Origin of the sequence: Sedimentitalea todarodis, assembly GCF_032595355.1 — a bacterium.
In the GTDB taxonomy this organism is placed as follows: domain Bacteria; phylum Pseudomonadota; class Alphaproteobacteria; order Rhodobacterales; family Rhodobacteraceae; genus Sedimentitalea; species Sedimentitalea todarodis.
In genome coordinates this window covers 275,774-291,998 of the sequence record NZ_JASMWN010000003.1, presented here as the reverse complement: position 1 = coordinate 291,998, position 16,225 = coordinate 275,774, and the positions used below count along the sequence as shown (strand labels likewise).

Below are 16,225 nucleotides of genomic sequence, written 5' to 3'. Positions count from 1 at the left end.
CGATCCATTTGACGCCTTGCCCTCGGCAGGCGCCCACGTCATTGTGACGGCCCAGAGATGTGTAGAGGTTGAATCGGCGGGGGAAGGCCCCACCTTGAACACCGAAGATCGGAGATGGCCGGGCGTTGCCGCAAAGCGGGGCGAGTGCCATCTTGCCAATGATAAGGACAGAGCATGCAAGATCCCCTGAATTCATCCTATCCGGTGCTGCCGTTGCGCGACATCGTGGTGTTCCCCCATATGATTGTGCCATTGTTCGTTGGTCGGGAAAAATCAGTGCGCGCGCTGGAAGAGGTGATGGCGGATGACAAGCAGATATTGCTGTCGAGCCAGATCGAGCCCAGTGAGGACGATCCCGACACAAATGGCATCTACGCGGTCGGCGTGCTGGCCAACGTCCTGCAACTGCTGAAGCTACCCGACGGCACCGTCAAGGTGTTGGTCGAGGGACAGGCGCGTGTGCGGATCACTGAATACCTCGAGAACGACAGCTTTTTCGAGGCGCGGGCGGAGTATCTGACCGAAATGCCGGGGGACGTGACCACCACCGAGGCGCTTGTACGTTCGGTTGGTAACGAGTTCGAGCGCTACGCGAAGGTGCGCAAGAACATCCCGGAAGAGGCCCTTGCCGCCGTTGGGGAATCGACCGAGCCTGCCAAGCTGGCGGATCTGGTGGCGGGCCACCTGGGGATCGAGGTCGCCCAGAAACAGGAGTTGCTGGAAACCCTGTCGATCAGCGAGCGACTCGAGAAGGTGTATGGCCTGATGCAGGGCGAACTGAGCGTGTTGCAGGTCGAGAAAAAGATCAAGACCCGCGTCAAGACCCAGATGGAGAAGACCCAGCGGGAATACTATCTGAATGAGCAGATGAAGGCCATTCAGAAGGAATTGGGCGATGGCGAGGAAGGCGAAGGCGAAATCGCCGAGCTGGAAGCCAAGATTGGCGAGACCAAGCTCAGCAAGGAAGCGCGCGAAAAGGCCGAGGCGGAGCTCAAGAAGCTCAAGAACATGAGCCCCATGAGCGCCGAGGCCACCGTTGTACGCAATTATCTCGACTGGATGCTTTCTATCCCCTGGGGTGTGAAGTCCCGTGTCAAAAAGGATCTGGCCAAGGCACAAAAGGTGCTGGATGACGATCACTATGGCCTTGATAAGGTCAAGGAACGTATCGTCGAATACCTGGCCGTACAGCAGCGCAGCAAGAAGATGAAAGGTCCGATCATGTGTCTGGTCGGCCCGCCGGGCGTGGGCAAGACCAGTCTTGGCAAATCGGTTGCGCGTGCGACCGGGCGCGAGTTCATTCGCATCAGCCTGGGCGGGGTGCGTGACGAGTCCGAAATCCGCGGTCACCGCCGCACCTATATCGGTTCGATGCCAGGCAAGATCATTCAGGCACTGAAGAAGGCCAAAACCACCAACCCGCTGATCCTGCTCGATGAGATTGACAAGATGGGCCAGGATTTCCGAGGCGACCCGGCGAGCGCGATGCTCGAGGTGCTGGATCCGGAGCAGAACAACACGTTCATGGATCACTATCTGGAAGTCGAATATGACCTCAGCAACGTCATGTTCCTGACCACGTCCAACAGCTATAACATGCCGGGTCCGCTCCTGGACCGGATGGAGATCATTCCGCTGGCTGGATACACCGAGGATGAAAAGCGCGAGATCGCCAAGCAGCATCTGATCGGCAAGCAGGTCAAGAACCATGGGCTGAAGGTCAAGGAATTCGAACTGACCGACGGGGCGCTGACCGACATCATCCGCACCTATACCCGCGAAGCCGGAGTGCGGAACCTGGAGCGCGAGATCGCCAAGGTGGCCCGCAAGAGCCTGACCAAGATCATCAAGGGCGAGGCAGAGAGCGTCACTGTGACGCCTGACAATCTGAACGAATTCCTTGGTGTGCCCAAGTACCGTTATGGTCTGGCCGAGCAGAAGGATCAGATCGGAGTTGTGACCGGGCTGGCCTATACCAGCGTCGGGGGCGAATTGCTGCCGATCGAGGCGCTGCGCCTGCCGGGCAAGGGGCGGATGAAGACCACCGGCAAGCTGGGTGACGTGATGAAGGAGAGCATCGACGCGGCCAGCAGCTATGTGCGTTCGATCAGTCCGAAAATCGGGGTGAAACCGCCACGGTTTGACCGGATCGACATTCACGTCCATGTGCCCGACGGGGCAACGCCAAAGGACGGGCCAAGTGCCGGTCTGGCCATGGTCACGTCGATCGTGTCGGTGCTGACCCAGATCCCGGTGCACAAGGACATTGCCATGACCGGCGAAGTCAGTCTGCGGGGCAACGCGATGCCGATCGGCGGTCTCAAGGAGAAGCTGCTCGCGGCGTTGCGTGGTGGCGTCAAGACCGTGCTGATCCCCGAAGAGAACGAGAAGGACCTGGCCGAGATACCCGACAATGTGAAGGACGGGTTGAAGATCATCCCGGTCAAGCATGTGTCCGAGGTTCTCAAACATGCGCTGGTGCGGCAACCGGAAGCGATTGAATGGGACGAGGCGGCCGAGGAAGAAGCCGCCGCAGCACGTGCCGCGCTCGCTCCGTCAGATGACAATTCGACCGCCAGGGCGCATTGATGTCAGGCAACAGAAGACAGGGGCGGTTCGGTATCGGGCCGCCCTTTTTGCGTCACTGGCCTTCGTTCGGGGGATCCGATAGAATCTCGGCGCGGCGGAGCACATGAAAGGTAACCGTATATGACAATTTCCAGTTCGACCGAAGCCGTCGACGACGTGACCGAAGCGGCCTTTGAACCCGAGTCGGCGTCAAACGAGATGAAAAAGAAAGAGCTCGTTGACCTCGTGGTCATCCGCTCGGGCATCAAGAAGAAAGATGCCAAGCCGGTTGTCGAGGCGATGCTCGCGGTTCTGGGAGAATCCATCGCCGAGGGTCGAGAACTGAACCTGCAACCCTTTGGCAAGCTGCGCATCAACCGCACGGTCGAGAAACACAATGGCCGGGTCACGGTTTGCAAGCTGCGCCAGAGCACGAACGCTTCAAACGACACAAGCACTCTTGCAGAGACGGCGCAGGACGGGTAATACCCCGCCTCACGGGTGATTAGCTCAGTGGTAGAGCGCTTCGTTCACATCGAAGATGTCAGGAGTTCAAATCTCTTATCACCCACCAAAGCCCTTCTTGTAAATCAGTGACTTGCGCGCGGTCTGCGCGAGAAGTCTGTCACTGCCTGTCGTTGCCTGTCACACACACGTCACACCGAACGCCTCCTAGCATTGGAGACACGGGTTATGGCAACTATCAGGAAACGCGGCAGTAAGTGGCAGGTGCAGGTTCGCTGCAACGGACAGACTGCATCCCGCACATTCACTAAACGCGCGGACGCGGTGAGCTGGTCGCGAAATACTGAGCGGCAAGCGGAACGTGGAGAACTACAGAACACATCAATACCTACAACCGAATGTATGACTTTGGCACAGGTGCTTGAGCGGTACCGGGATACGATTACAAGCACCAAACGGTGCGCGGATAATGAGCGGTACGCGATCAACGGGTTCCTGCGGTCGAACCTCGCACCTGTTAGGCTGGATAAGGTTACGCCAGCACGTGTAGCCAAGTATCGCGATCTTCGGCTTGAAGATGTGAAGCCTGCGACGGTCGTGCGCGAACTAGGCTGGCTACAACATGCCATCGACATCGCTTGCAGTGATTGGGGGCAGCATTTGCCCGACGGAAATCCAGCGCGGCAGGTACGTAGGCCGAAGATCGACAATAGAAGAGAGCGCAGGCTGCAGCAAGGTGAATGGCAGGCATTGCTTGATGCGGTCAGCGACCAACGCACCCCGTTGTTGAAGCCGTTGCTGCGGCTCATGGAAGCGCAACGGACCGATGACGAGGTTTATTTCCCGTCCGACAGCGCGCGCGATGTCCGGCATGAACCTGTCGTTATCGAACGAACGGACGAAGCTACAGAAACTGACAACGATGCAGGCATCAACAAGTTGGAGACCGACGCATGAACAACCGGCAAGCGAGAAGAAGAGCTGCACGCGGCGCGCATCGGGCCGATGTCGAAGCGTTTTACCGGTTGGAGGAGCGTAGGCTCTCTCAAGTGTCGGCTTTACGTATCTCGGACGCAGCAGCGACGTGTGCACTGGATACTATAGTGCCAACCTCGCGGGCTTCATGTTGGCGCGGGCAGTATCGCAGCAATCGCAGTGAAGCGTGTGCCCGGTTCAACCAATGTTTCAACGCAATGCACACGCAATGAAATGTGTGACAATCCGCAAAGATACACTCGCAATCGAGTGGTGCTTTGTGACGCGCACCTATGCCGCGCTATCTTCCCGTGCTTCTCGCATCGCTCTGTTGAAGAAATGCCGTATCGCTTTGTCCCGCGCTTCTTGGTCCGTCATGATGATGTTCCGCATCTCGGTTTCACGCTGGAACATGCGCACTGCACTTGCGAAGAATGCCTGCGAGTATGCGTTGAACACAACATCTGGCGGGTTGTTCTTCAACATCTCGGTCAGGTCTTCGGTCATGATGTCGAGATTTACTTGCTCGAACCGGATCATATCTGCTTCTGAGAACGTAGTGCCGTGACGTTCGTTGAACGCCTTCACAATCTCAGACAGTTCCTTCTGTTCGTCTTCGGTGTATGGCTTCGCGCCAAACTCTTCGATAGCTTTCAGCGCTTCATGATCGCCGGGTGACAACGCTGCATTACCGCGTTCTTTCTCCTCGATCTTGAACTTCTGCAGCGACAGCATGTCATCGGTCACCTCGATCTCTGGCGGCACTTCACGATCCGGCAGCATCCGCACGAGCCAAGCCAAGTATCCGTGCAACTTCTCCAAGTCGGTGTCACCAAGGTTCATCACCTGCGCAATGAACGTGTAGAAACGTAGATAGCTGCGGCACAGTTGCCGGAACTCTTCCTGCCGTCCTTCATCATCATCTACCTCGAAACGTGCGATTGTCTGTTTCACCAAGCCCTGCAGCGCGGCGCGATCCGCACCAGTCAACGCGCCTTTGAAGAAAGTCGTCGCGAACCGTTCGACTTCCTGCTTGTCGAGGTAGCCGAAAGTCATCAAGCGACTTTCAAGTTCATATACTTGGTTCGGATCAGTCATCGCTTCGAGCGATGTGACCTCGAAGTAAGGGCGGAATGCGGTTTGAATGTCCTCGATGGTGTTCTGGAAATCGAGCACGAACGTTTGCTTGTGAGGTCTGATCCGGTTCAGACGCGACAGTGTTTGCACCGCCTGCAATCCTGCCAGCTTCTTGTCGACATACATCGCGCATAGCTTCGGCTGATCGAACCCGGTCTGGTACTTCTCGGCGACAATGAGGATTTGATACTGCTCGGGGTACGGGGTGCCGTCCTTCTTAACGCCATCCAACCGGTTCGGCAGTTCACTCTCTGCGAAGCCTGTCAAATCAGGCTCTGTATACGTGACACCGTCTACATCGAGCGAACCCGAGAACGCTACGAGCGCTCTCAAATCATTGTAGCCTTGGTCTTCGATGTACTTCTTCAAACCGAGGAAGTAGCGCACCGCATGTTCTCGGCTTTGCGTGACGATCATCGCTTTCGCCTGACCGTTCAGTTCCTTCATCACGTGACGACGGAAGTGCTCGACAATCACTTCGACCTTCTGTCCGATAGCGGTCGGATGCAGTGACGCGTACCGCGCGACCTTGCGCTGACCTTTGCGCCCGCTCAGCGTTGGATCGTCATCGATTGCCTTCTCAAGTTCATAGTACGCCTTGTAGGTCATGTAGTTCTGCAGCACGTCGAGGATGAAACCTTCTTCGATAGCCTGACGCATCGAGTATGTGTGGAACGGATGGGGCAGGCCACCTGCGCCGACGGAGCCGAAACGCTGCATCGTTGTGTTCTTAGGTGTCGCTGTGAACGCAAAGAAGCTGATGTTCGGCTGCGGCCCACGGCTCTTCTGATACGCGGCAATGATGTCTTCTACATCGTCGCTGCTGTCAGCTTCGCGCGTCAGTGCCTGCGACATGGATTGCGCGGCCTTACCAGATTGACTGCTGTGTGCCTCGTCAATGATGACAGCAAACTTGCGCTTTCCTTGTCCGCTGATGGCCTCTAGGTGTTCCGTCGAGAACTTCTGGATCGTCGTGATGATGATCCGCGCACCTTTCTCAATCGCCTCCTTCAACTGATTTGATGTCCCGTCGATCTTCTTGACGACACCGGCAACCTGCTCGAACTGTGACACGGTCGCCTGAAGTTGGCGGTCGAGCACGATGCGATCTGTCACAATGATCGCCGTGTTGAACACCGCTTCGTCAGCGCTGTCGTGAAGATTGATTGTTTGATGCGCGAGCCAACCGATGGTGTTCGACTTTCCTGATCCGGCCGAGTGCTGGATGAGGTAGTTGTGTCCGGTACCATATGCACCAGCATGCGCGATGCACTTTCGAACAGCGCTGAGTTGCTGGAAACGTGGGAAGATCAGCACGTCCTGTTTGCCATTGCGTTCGAGGTGCATGAACCGCCCGATGATATCGAGCACCACCTCACGCGAGAAGATGGCTTTGCCCCAGTCACCTGAATGGTACAGGTATGCAACGCGGAACTCGCCCGCGACATCTGGGTTGCCTGCGCCGCCATCGCGACCGCGATTGAACGGCAAGAAACGCGTCTTCCCGTTCGCGAGGCGCGTTGTCATCGACACATTGTCTTCGTCGAACGCGAAATGGACCAATGCGCCACGCTTGAACGTCAGAAGCGGCTCGCCTGCGGGTGATCTGTCAGCCTTGTACTGTTTCTCAGCATGCTTGAACGTGGTGCCGGTCAGCGTGTTCTTTGCCTCCATTGTCGCGATGGGCAGACCGTTGACGAACAGCGCGATATCGAGCCGATTGCCGTGCTTCTCGCTGTATTCAACCTCCTTCATCACGCTTAGAATGTTGGCTTTGTATTCAGCCACGCGCTGCGGCGACAGAGCACTTGCGGGGCGGAAGTAGCAGAGCGCGAACTTGATGCCAGGAACAATCTTGATGCCGTTGCGCATCACGTCGAGCGCACCACGTGCCTTCAACTCTTTCTCAAGCTGCTTGAAGAGAGTGTCTTCAGCAGAGGTCGCGTAGTGCGCGACCAGCTTGGCCCATTCGTCAGGCTGGGTGGATTGCAAGAACTGGACGAGAAGCCCGGTGTCTATCGCCCGTTTCCGGTCGTAATGCGTGGCCGGATCGCGCTCGACGTAGCCTTCGCCATTGATCAACTTATCTATGAGGTGTTGCTGAACAACGAACTCTTTGTGCGCGCTCTGAGCAGTATGCGTCGTCATCCGGCGTCCTCATCGTCTTCCGGCACCAAGGTCCAGATGCGCTTGAGTGGTAAGGCGGCACGAATGTCTTCGGGCAAGTCAACGTACACACTCAACAAAGCGTCGATGAGTTCATCGCGCCCCCAGAACCGCACCCGGAAATACTGCCGGTTCGTCTCTTTCCGCACGGTATGCTTGAAGCCAGACCAACTGACGATCAGGCCATGGTCCGCACTCGCGTCTTGGATAAGCCCGTTAAGGCTCTGCAATGTCGGGTGATCTACAACGATGTTGCCTGACTTCACCTGCACAACTAGGCGAGGCGCATCGAAGCCAAGCGCGCCGCGCCCTGCAACGATATCATAACCACCATCCGGACCGGGCGGTGACACATGCGAAACGTATCCCTGCGCTTCAAGGATAGCGGCAACAAGTGCCGTCAACTCGTGACCGGTGAAGATGCTAGATATGCGCGCTTCGATCTGATTGCGTGCAATCTCAGACAGGTCGACAGACTGCGTACTTGCCTCACCACCGTTATCGTCAGGAGATATCGCTTGAACAGGCAAGTCAGGTGTCGCGCCGTGACCCGGATCAGTGCCACCGTTTGCTACGCTGAGTACGCGGCTCAAAGCATCATTACGACTGACTTCGCACACCGTCATAATCGCACCGAAGCTGTAGAGAAGGTCTTGTTTGAACGTGTCGCGCGGCACATCTGTGCGAAGCCACTTCACAGGTCGCGTCGGGCCAGTGACCGATCCGTCATACACATATGGACCGGTAACTTCCGCAATCGCGATGCCGCCCTGCTTCTTCAGCGGTGATACGACGATGTCACCAACCTGCATGCGGTTAACGAACTGGTTGACCTGTGCGGCGTAGTTGCGTTGCGTCCCGGTCTTGGCGTTCGGGTGCGCCGCAACAATGTGTTCAAGGATTGCTTCGCGGTCCGTCGCTGCAGACAGGTCCGTCGCTAAGCTGAACCCAATACCAAGCATGTTGTTCTCAAGGGCCGCGTCTTCACGCTCACCGTGTCTGCCAAGACGTACAAGCCAAAGTCGTTGTGTCATGCCGACATCTCCTCTTCGATCTGATCGAGGCGACGGTCGGTGCTGCCTTGCTTACCCCATGTTGTGACATCGATCTGACCGGTGACGGCGGCGGTGATCAGCGCGGATCGAAACTCAAGCAGCAGGGCGCGTGCTTCTTCGTTCTTCAACAACAACCGATCTTCTGTGTCGATGCGCGAATTCAGATCAGCAAGTAGCGCTTCTTGCGCATCTATGGGGGGGATGGGTAGCAGCATGTCTAGGAATGCATCGGGATAAAGACGCAGCCTCGATGAGTGGATACCCTTGCTACGGCGGGTGGCTTCAGCAACGAAAGGCTTCGATCTGATCAAACGCTCGACGTACTCAGGCAGCAGTGCTGCCGAGACTGGATGGTAGATGCCATACGAGGGGCTGATGATGCCATGCACAGGGCTAACTCCCATCGCACCCATCCATGCCCACATTGTGTTTATGACGATGTCGCCCTGATAGACGACCTTGTATCCCTCGTTGCTCTCGGCGAGGAACATGTTCACATCTTTCTCTGATCGCCTTGTAACACCGGTTAAGTGCGAAACGGTGAGAAGCTCTTCATCTCCTGTCGCAGAGCGCTCCTGTCTCTCCCGAAAGTGGACTTTCGCGCGCTGAGCCAACCAGCCTTCGGGCAACCGAGCCAACCAACGCGAGTTGGGCTCCATGCTTGAAGGCCCAACCAAAGAAACTGCGATGCGTGCATCGCGCGCTTCGCGAACCAAACTAGCAAACCGGTCCCGTTTCTCGATCAACTGATCGATGCGTGCGGTCTCGCGGTCGAGGAAGTCTGCGATGGATTTCTGCGTGTCGAGGTCGATGTCCGGGACTGGTATCTGCCCGAGCATCGACTGGTTGAGACCGTCTCGAGTGTCTTGGCTGGAAAGACCACGTATCTCGCGATAGAGCGACCGAAGCCACCAAAAGAGATACCGGTTGTGGCCCTTGTAGTCATCGATACATGCCAAAGACTGGTTCCCGAAAGCGTCGATGCCCATCTGAGCGACAGTTGCCTTAGTCTTGCCTTGACCGGCCAGCGCCATGACCAGCGATCCTTGCGGAAACAGCTTAGTAGCACTTCCCCGAACCGCTTGCTCCGTGATGTGCGCGGTAGGCTGCATGATCAGTGACTGGTTAACTTCGCCTGAACCGATCCAAGGCAGATCACCGTCAGTCCAGAACTCTTCGTTGTTCTTGTCAGGCGTGCCGCCTGAGTAGATACGTGCGCACAGGCCCAAGCGGATGGGAGCGCGCGGTAGGCTACTCGTTTGAGGAAAGCTGTCTTTGATGCGACCGCTCACGCTGCAACCTCCTTCAACAACCCTGCGATCTCAGCTTCGAGTGACTTCAGTTCGGCGTCGATCTCTTCAAGTGGGCGCGGCGGTACGTACTTGTAGAAGTATCGGTTGAAGTTGATCTCGTAGCCAACACGTCCGACTTCTCCGTCGCTTGCGTCTCGGTGCGTCTCATCCACCCATGCATCGGGCACGAACGGCGAGACCTCTCGTGCGACATACTCCTGCCAATCTTCGCCAAGTGGCACCAGTTCATGATCGCGCAGGTCGCTGTCAGCTTCGGCGCTGCCCTTCTTGTCGGTGCAGATGTCTGCGTCTTCATCACGCTCCGAAAGCGCCGACATGATCGCCTTCTTCACCGGTGCACCGATTTTGATGCCCGCCGCCTTGAACGTCTGTGTCAAACCGTCGTCGAACCGCGTGCGGTTGGTGATCAGTTCGTCGGGCATGGCGTGCAAAGCTGCTTCGATGGCGTCACGTTCATGCTCACCCAGCTTCATGAACGCCTTCTCATCGGCCAAACCTGCGATCCGTTCGTCTGAGGCTTGGAAGTTCAGCTTCAGCGGACGCTCAACACGCACTTCGCGATACCCGAAGTCAGTCGTATCGAACACCTTCGACACTTCCTCGTCAGCATCCGCAAAACTGGAGTAGATGCGCACGATCTCATCACGTGCTTCGTCCGGTATCTCGCGCCGTTTCGAGCCGAGCGACTTGCGCATCGACTTCCAGAAGGTCTCACCACTGGCGTCGATCAGTTGCACCTTGCCTTGACGGGCGGCGGGTTTGCGGTTCGTCAGCAACCACACGTAGGTTTGGATGCCGGTGTTGTAGAACAGGTCCGTCGGTAGTGCGACGATGGTTTCAACCCAGTCGTTCTCAAGCATCCAGCGACGTATCTCACTTTCGCCGGAACCCGCGCCGCCTGTGAACAGAGGCGAGCCATTCATGACGATACCAATGCGCGATCCGGCTTCATCGTCACGCATCTTGGCGATCATGTGCTGCAGGAACAGCAACTGTCCGTCCGAGATGCGCGGCAGGCCAGCACCAAACCGGCCTTCGTGACCCATCTCTGCAGCTTCGTCCTTGATCGTTTCGGCATACTTCTTCCAGTCAACACCATAGGGCGGATTGCTGAGCATGTAGTGGAAGTGCTTCGCTGCGTGTGCGTCCTGCGTCAGTGTGTTGCCGTACGCGATCTGTTCTGGATCGTGGCCCGTCACCAGCATGTCGGACTTGCAGATGCCGTAGCTTTCGCCGTTGAGTTCCTGCCCAAAGAGTTCAACACGGATCGACGGGTTGAAGTCCTTCAGTGCCTCTTCAGTTAGCGCGAGCATACCACCCGTTCCGCATGCGGGGTCATACACTTGCCGGATGATGCCGCGCCCGGTAAGCTTGGCGTCGTCATTTGCAATCATCAGATCGACGATGAGGCGGATCACCTCACGAGGCGTGAAATGTTCACCTGCGGTTTCGTTCGAAATCTCTGAGAACCTGCGGATCAGTTCCTCGAACAGATATCCCATCTCGATGTTCGACACGGTGTCGGGGTGCAGGTCAATCTCGGTAAAACGCTCAAAAACGTTCCACAGTATGCCGCCTTCCTTAAGTCGCTTCAGTTGATCGGTGAACAGAAACTTGTCGAGGAAGATGTCGCGCACATTGGACGAGAAGTTGGTGACATAGTCGATCAGGTTCTCATGCAGTTGACCCGCGTCTTGACCTTTGAGCGTGTCGAATGTGAAGCGCGACAGATTGTACACTTTCACGTCACCGCCGACAGCACCGAACAGCACCATGTCCCGCGTCGCATCGTCGACACCGTCAGGCAAACTGCTCTCTGCGTCGAGCACTGCTTGTTTGCTCGCGGTGAGAATGCAGTCGAGACGACGCAACACAACGAACGGCAGCACCACCTTGCCGTACTCGGACTGCTTAAAGTCGCCGCGCAGTATGTCCGCGATGGACCAGACGAAAGAACTGAGACTGCTTACCTTCGGATCGGCCATCGATCCTCCTCACTATAGTTTGTTGTGTTGTCTGTGCGGTTTCGTCGCAAGGTTGAGCCGACATTACAAACTCGCGCAAGTGTTTGCCAGTCAATCGCATGCGTGTTCGCGACATCACTACACCGCACCAAATGAACGTCGGGGGACGCGGATGACATCTCTCCCGCCAGCACCGCACTTCAACTACCCCGTGTTTGGATTTCGGCGGGGGGAGTGTTGCAGTGCGGGTGGTGGGGTCAGTCGGTAACGCACAACGCACAACTCGTGACAATGTCACAGCATCTGCAGCGATGCGTGTGTGTTTGGTCAGCATCATCAGCGTTTTTGTCACTCGCTTGTCACACACAAACGCAACATGCACCTTGCAGCGGTGCATGGCATGTTGAACATGTGCGCGCACTGTGCGATACATAACTCACTGAAATCAAATGGCGTTTGTCGGCGTGTGATGACAGTGACGATACATGCAGGGCAATAGAGCGCTTCGTTCACATCGAAGATGTCAGGAGTTCAAATCTCTTATCACCCACCAGATTTCGGGGCGCAGCCATGGGCGGCGCCCATTTCTGTTGAGGGTCTGGCATGTCCTTGCCCGAGTTGCTGGTCCAGTGTCATGGCGCGAGCGAATGGAATCGCGAGGGGCATTGCACATCCGCGTGTCGGGCAAAGGCGTTTCTTGCAGACCTGAGCGGCGAGCAAGGGGCGGAAACCACATTCGCAACGGCGAGAGCATAATGCTGTCATAAGGGCTTGCGCGCACCTGCGGCTTTTCGTAAATGCATCGTCACGGGTGATTAGCTCAGTTGGTAGAGCGCTTCGTTTACACCGAAGATGTCGGGAGTTCGAGCCTCTCATCACCCACCATGAATTCTTTACAATGTATCAAGTGCTTACGCGTCTGTTGTGAGCAGTTGTTTGCCGTTTGCAAATGTTTCCGCTGCATTCAGACGCTACAGATGTCTCTTATAAACGGAGATGTGGACGCTGGCGAAAGTGAATAGGCGACCGAGCGGCAAAGGCCATCGGAACCGCGTCCGGAAAGCCGTTGAGGCGATCCACGACAGCAATCAGGAAATTCTGGACCATGCGGCTGTCGGCGTCACGGAATTTGACACGGACATCGACCGGCACGGCGTCAGCCAAGTTCGACCCGGGACAGGGTAAACTGTTGGTTAATCTGTCGTTCCACCGTTTAGGCCGCCGATAAACATGCCCCTGATACATCAATGCCCGATGTCGCGCGGATAGCATTTGCGCGCTCTTAGCCAGTTTTTCGCCCAATTGGGGCATTGATCCGAAGGATATGATATGGCCACAACAGCCTACAGTTTATTGGCCGACTGGAATGCCGCGAACCGGTATACCTCCAGCGGTGAAACCGATGTTATTCTCAGCAACACCAGTGGGCGTGTCGTCAATTGGGTTCTGACGAGTTCTGATGCGGCGCCATCGCTGAGCGCGGCGCAGGGACATCCGCTCTTGCCGTATCAGAGCCGGGCAATGAAGGTGCTCGATGGTGAGCGACTGTGGTTCTGCGGTGCCGGGGCCAGCGTTTCGCTGGGGATCTGAACAAGTCGACCCCGGCATGTTGGCCTAGTGTCGGTAGAGGCGCGCCAGCAAGACCGGGGTCAGCAGCATGGGCAATTGGTAGCAGCCCAGGAAGACCAGCAGTGGGGCGGTGAGCTCGGGTGGCAACGCCACGAAAAAAAGCGATACGTTGCGATTACCGGCGACAAACGCGCGCGCGCCCGAGACCGGATCGCGCCCCAGGCCAAGCATGACGATCTGGGTGCCGAAATTTGCGGCAAAGGCGATCACCAGCCAGAAAACGAAGGTTGCAGGTGCTGTGGCGATGGCGTCCGAAACAGACGCCATGAGCGCGATGACGAATATCGCCAGCGCAAGGACGGACAGGCCGTCGATCCGTTGTAGGGTTTGCGGGCCGGTGTCGGTGAACGCGATGCGCCGCAACAGGAGCGCACCGCCGCCGGCCAGCAGGATGGTCAGAACCAGCCTCAGGGTCGCGCCCAGGATCTGTTCGGCGGAACCAAGGGCGGGCATGAACCAGAAGACTGGCAGCACGGTCACGGGCAGCAATACGCTGCCCAACACCATGAGTTGCATGGCGGTCGGGACATCGAGCCGCATGATGGCGGCGATGTTCGGGCTGCTGACGATGGGCGGTGCACAGGCAAGCAGAACCAGCGCCAATGTCACCGGGGACTGTGCCGCGCCAAGGGCAAAGGCAATCGCCAGCACGGTCATTGGCAGCATGAGCTGACCGACAAGCACAAACCACGCCGCACGGGGCAGGCCGCTGCCAAGCGCCCGTAAATCCGTTGGCGACAGGCGCAGCGCACCCAGAAACAGCAGGATCACGACCATCTCGGGTATCCAGCCTGACAGGACTTGAGCAGGGCCGGGCAAGGCGATGCCTGCCGCCAGTCCGGCCACCAAGACCGGCCGCGCGTAACGTGTGGCCAGCAGCAATGGGTCGGGCAGGCTCATCCAGGTGACTGGCGGATGTTCTCGGGCAGCCAGGTGGCAAGTTCCGGCCAGACCACCAGGATCACCACCATGACCATCATCAACAAGACCATCGGGATCGCGGTCTTGGCAATATAGGAGATTTCGTGGTTGGTCATGCCTTGCAGCACAAAGAGGTTGAATCCAATGGGCGGCGTTACCTGCGCCATTTCAACAACCACCACGATGAAGATTCCAAACCAGATCACGTCGATGCCGGCCTGGCGGATCATCGGTTCAACGATCGCCATGGTCAGCACGACCGAGGATATTCCATCAAGGAACATCCCGAGCAGGATGTAGAACAGGGTGAGTGCCACGATCAGCACCACGGGCGACAACTCCATCTGGTCGATCCAGCCTGCGAGTGCGCGCGGCAAGCCGGTAAAGCCCATGGCAAGTGACAGGAACGAGGCGCCCATCAGGATCAGGGCGATCATCGCCGAGGTCGCGGTTGCGCCCATCAGGCTTTCGCGGAAGGTCGACCATGTCAGCGACCCCTGCGCACCGGCGAGCAGAAGCGCGCCGAGCACCCCCACCGCCGCCGCCTCGGTTGCTGTGGCCCATCCGAAATACATCGACCCGATCACCAGCGAAACCAACATCAGAACCGGGATCAGGAACCGGCTCTCGCGCAGCATGTCGCGCAAGGATAGTTCCGGTTCGGGCCGGGCGTGTTCGGACTTGCGCAGATAGTGCCAGCCGATGATGTAGGTGGTGAAGAGCCCCGCCAGTACAAGACCCGGAATGATTCCGGCCATGAACAGCTTGGTGATCGATTCATTGATGGTGACGCCGTAAACGATGAGCGTCAGCGATGGCGGGATCATCAGGCCCAGCGTGGCGGCCCCGGCGAGCGTACCGATGATCATGTATTCCGGGTATCCGCGCGCGCGCAGTTCCGGGATCGACATCTTGCCTACCGTTGTCAGGGTGGCGGCTGACGACCCCGAGACGGCGGCAAAGATCGTGCATCCGGCAATATTGGTGTGCAAGAGCCCGCCAGGCAGGCCACGCATCCAGGGCGCAAGCCCGCGAAACATGTCTTCAGAGAGCCGGGTGCGATAGAGAATCTCGCCCATCCAGATGAACAGGGGCAGGGCGGTCAGGGTCCAGCTTGAGGCCCCTGTCCAGATTGTCGTCAACATCGCGTCGCCGGCGGGTCGGCTGGTAAACAGCTCCATCCCCACCCAGGCGACTCCCATCAGGGCGAGACCGATCCAGACTGAACTTCCCAGAAGCGCGAAGAGCACGAAGAGAAAGATGATCGTTGCATACAGCTCGCTCATTCCACGGCCTCCGATCGGATGCGGCTTTGGCCGGTGGCGGCCATGCGGGTCAGATTGTCCCAGAGCGCGACGGCGAGCAGGATGGTGCCGATCGACATCGGCAGTTGCGGCAGCCAGACAGGGGTGAACACCCATTCGCTGCCGGTTTGCGCCCACAGGTCTCCCCATTGGCCCGGTGCGGTGCGGACCATGGCAAAGACCGACAACAGCCATTCGGGTACCATGTCCTGTCCTTGCGTGCGGTCGTTCAGAATCTTGGAAAACAGGTTGGTCTTGACCGCGTAGCGCGCGAAGTAGGTGGCGGTGATCGCGGCGATCAGGGTCGCGAACAGGTCGAGCCAGCGATGGGTGAACGGGTTGAGATTGAGAAAGATCGACACCCGGATATGCGCACCACGGTTGAGCGCATAGGCCAGTGCAAAGAAGGAAGTGGCCGCCATTGCATAGCCCGCGAATTCGGTCGAGCCGGGAAAGGCGATGCTGCTCCAGCGCGCCATCATCTGCAACACGATGATCACAAGGATCAGCACAAGGAACACGGCGGAAATCGCGCCGCTGAGCAGGTAGAGCCGGTCGAGCAGGGACCAGACTGGAGATAGCAGGTGTTGCGCTGTCTCGGGGCGGATTGCGCAAAGCACGACCAGCGCCGTGGGCAGCACAAAGAGCCAGACCCAAAGGGGCAGCCCCATCCAGACGGACCAGTCGCTCATTGCGTGCTCCTTGCAGAAAGATGCGGCGCGCGACCT

Annotated in this window: 11 protein-coding genes and 2 tRNA genes; 6 read left to right on the top strand and 7 right to left on the bottom strand. The window is 57.6% G+C overall.

The window, feature by feature from the left end:
• Positions 1 to 174: 174 nt before the first annotated feature.
• The 4 genes from lon (at position 175) to QO231_RS06170 (ending at position 3,990) form a co-directional block, all read left to right on the top strand.
• The gene (gene lon, locus QO231_RS06185) at positions 175 to 2,589 is read left to right on the top strand and encodes an endopeptidase La (protein ID WP_316774337.1); all 2,415 of its coding nucleotides are present in this window, start codon (positions 175 to 177) and stop codon (positions 2,587 to 2,589) included.
• A gap of 120 nt (positions 2,590 to 2,709) precedes the next feature.
• Complete coding sequence (locus tag QO231_RS06180; protein ID WP_316774336.1) at positions 2,710 to 3,054, top strand: HU family DNA-binding protein; 345 nt, start codon at positions 2,710 to 2,712, stop codon at positions 3,052 to 3,054.
• Positions 3,055 to 3,067: 13 nt separating this feature from the next.
• Positions 3,068 to 3,142, top strand: a tRNA-Val gene (locus QO231_RS06175).
• 119 nt (positions 3,143 to 3,261) lie between these two features.
• Positions 3,262 to 3,990 (top strand): hypothetical protein, encoded by a 729-nt coding sequence (locus QO231_RS06170; protein ID WP_316774334.1) that lies wholly within the window; start codon positions 3,262 to 3,264, stop codon positions 3,988 to 3,990.
• Between the two features lie 309 nt (positions 3,991 to 4,299).
• On the opposite strand, the gene QO231_RS06165 is transcribed toward QO231_RS06170, so the two are convergent.
• Genes QO231_RS06165 through QO231_RS06150 form a run of 4 tightly spaced genes read right to left on the bottom strand, consistent with a single transcriptional unit; the run spans position 4,300 to position 11,664 of the window.
• Complete coding sequence (locus tag QO231_RS06165) at positions 4,300 to 7,293, bottom strand: type I restriction endonuclease subunit R (RefSeq protein WP_316774332.1); 2,994 nt, start codon at positions 7,291 to 7,293, stop codon at positions 4,300 to 4,302.
• Positions 7,290 to 8,345 (bottom strand): restriction endonuclease, encoded by a 1,056-nt coding sequence (locus QO231_RS06160; RefSeq protein ID WP_316774331.1) that lies wholly within the window; start codon positions 8,343 to 8,345, stop codon positions 7,290 to 7,292. The genes QO231_RS06165 and QO231_RS06160 overlap by 4 nt, the downstream gene beginning before the upstream one ends.
• On the bottom strand, positions 8,342 to 9,658 hold the full coding sequence (locus tag QO231_RS06155; RefSeq protein WP_316774330.1) for a restriction endonuclease subunit S: 1,317 nt from the start codon (positions 9,656 to 9,658) through the stop codon (positions 8,342 to 8,344). Before QO231_RS06155 ends, QO231_RS06160 begins: the two co-directional genes overlap by 4 nt.
• The gene (locus tag QO231_RS06150) at positions 9,655 to 11,664 is read right to left on the bottom strand and encodes a class I SAM-dependent DNA methyltransferase (RefSeq protein WP_316774328.1); all 2,010 of its coding nucleotides are present in this window, start codon (positions 11,662 to 11,664) and stop codon (positions 9,655 to 9,657) included. The genes QO231_RS06155 and QO231_RS06150 overlap by 4 nt, the downstream gene beginning before the upstream one ends.
• A gap of 788 nt (positions 11,665 to 12,452) precedes the next feature.
• Here QO231_RS06150 and QO231_RS06145 point away from each other — a divergent pair.
• Positions 12,453 to 12,528 (top strand) — tRNA-Val (locus QO231_RS06145).
• Positions 12,529 to 12,972: 444 nt separating this feature from the next.
• Positions 12,973 to 13,233, top strand: a complete 261-nt coding sequence (locus tag QO231_RS06140) for a hypothetical protein (protein ID WP_316774326.1) — start codon at positions 12,973 to 12,975, stop codon at positions 13,231 to 13,233.
• A 24-nt stretch (positions 13,234 to 13,257) separates the two neighbouring features.
• Here QO231_RS06140 and QO231_RS06135 read toward each other — a convergent pair whose 3' ends face one another.
• From QO231_RS06135 to QO231_RS06125, 3 genes are read right to left on the bottom strand one after another with little or no spacing between them, the layout of a single operon-like run.
• Positions 13,258 to 14,172 carry a hypothetical protein gene (locus QO231_RS06135; protein ID WP_316774324.1) on the bottom strand — a complete coding sequence of 305 codons (915 nt, stop codon included), beginning with the start codon at positions 14,170 to 14,172 and terminating at the stop codon, positions 13,258 to 13,260.
• Positions 14,169 to 15,479, bottom strand: coding sequence for a TRAP transporter large permease (locus QO231_RS06130; protein WP_316774322.1), 1,311 nt, complete (start codon positions 15,477 to 15,479; stop codon positions 14,169 to 14,171). The genes QO231_RS06135 and QO231_RS06130 overlap by 4 nt, the downstream gene beginning before the upstream one ends.
• Positions 15,476 to 16,189 carry a TRAP transporter small permease gene (locus tag QO231_RS06125; RefSeq protein ID WP_316774320.1) on the bottom strand — a complete coding sequence of 238 codons (714 nt, stop codon included), beginning with the start codon at positions 16,187 to 16,189 and terminating at the stop codon, positions 15,476 to 15,478. The genes QO231_RS06130 and QO231_RS06125 overlap by 4 nt, the downstream gene beginning before the upstream one ends.
• Positions 16,190 to 16,225: the final 36 nt, after the last annotated feature.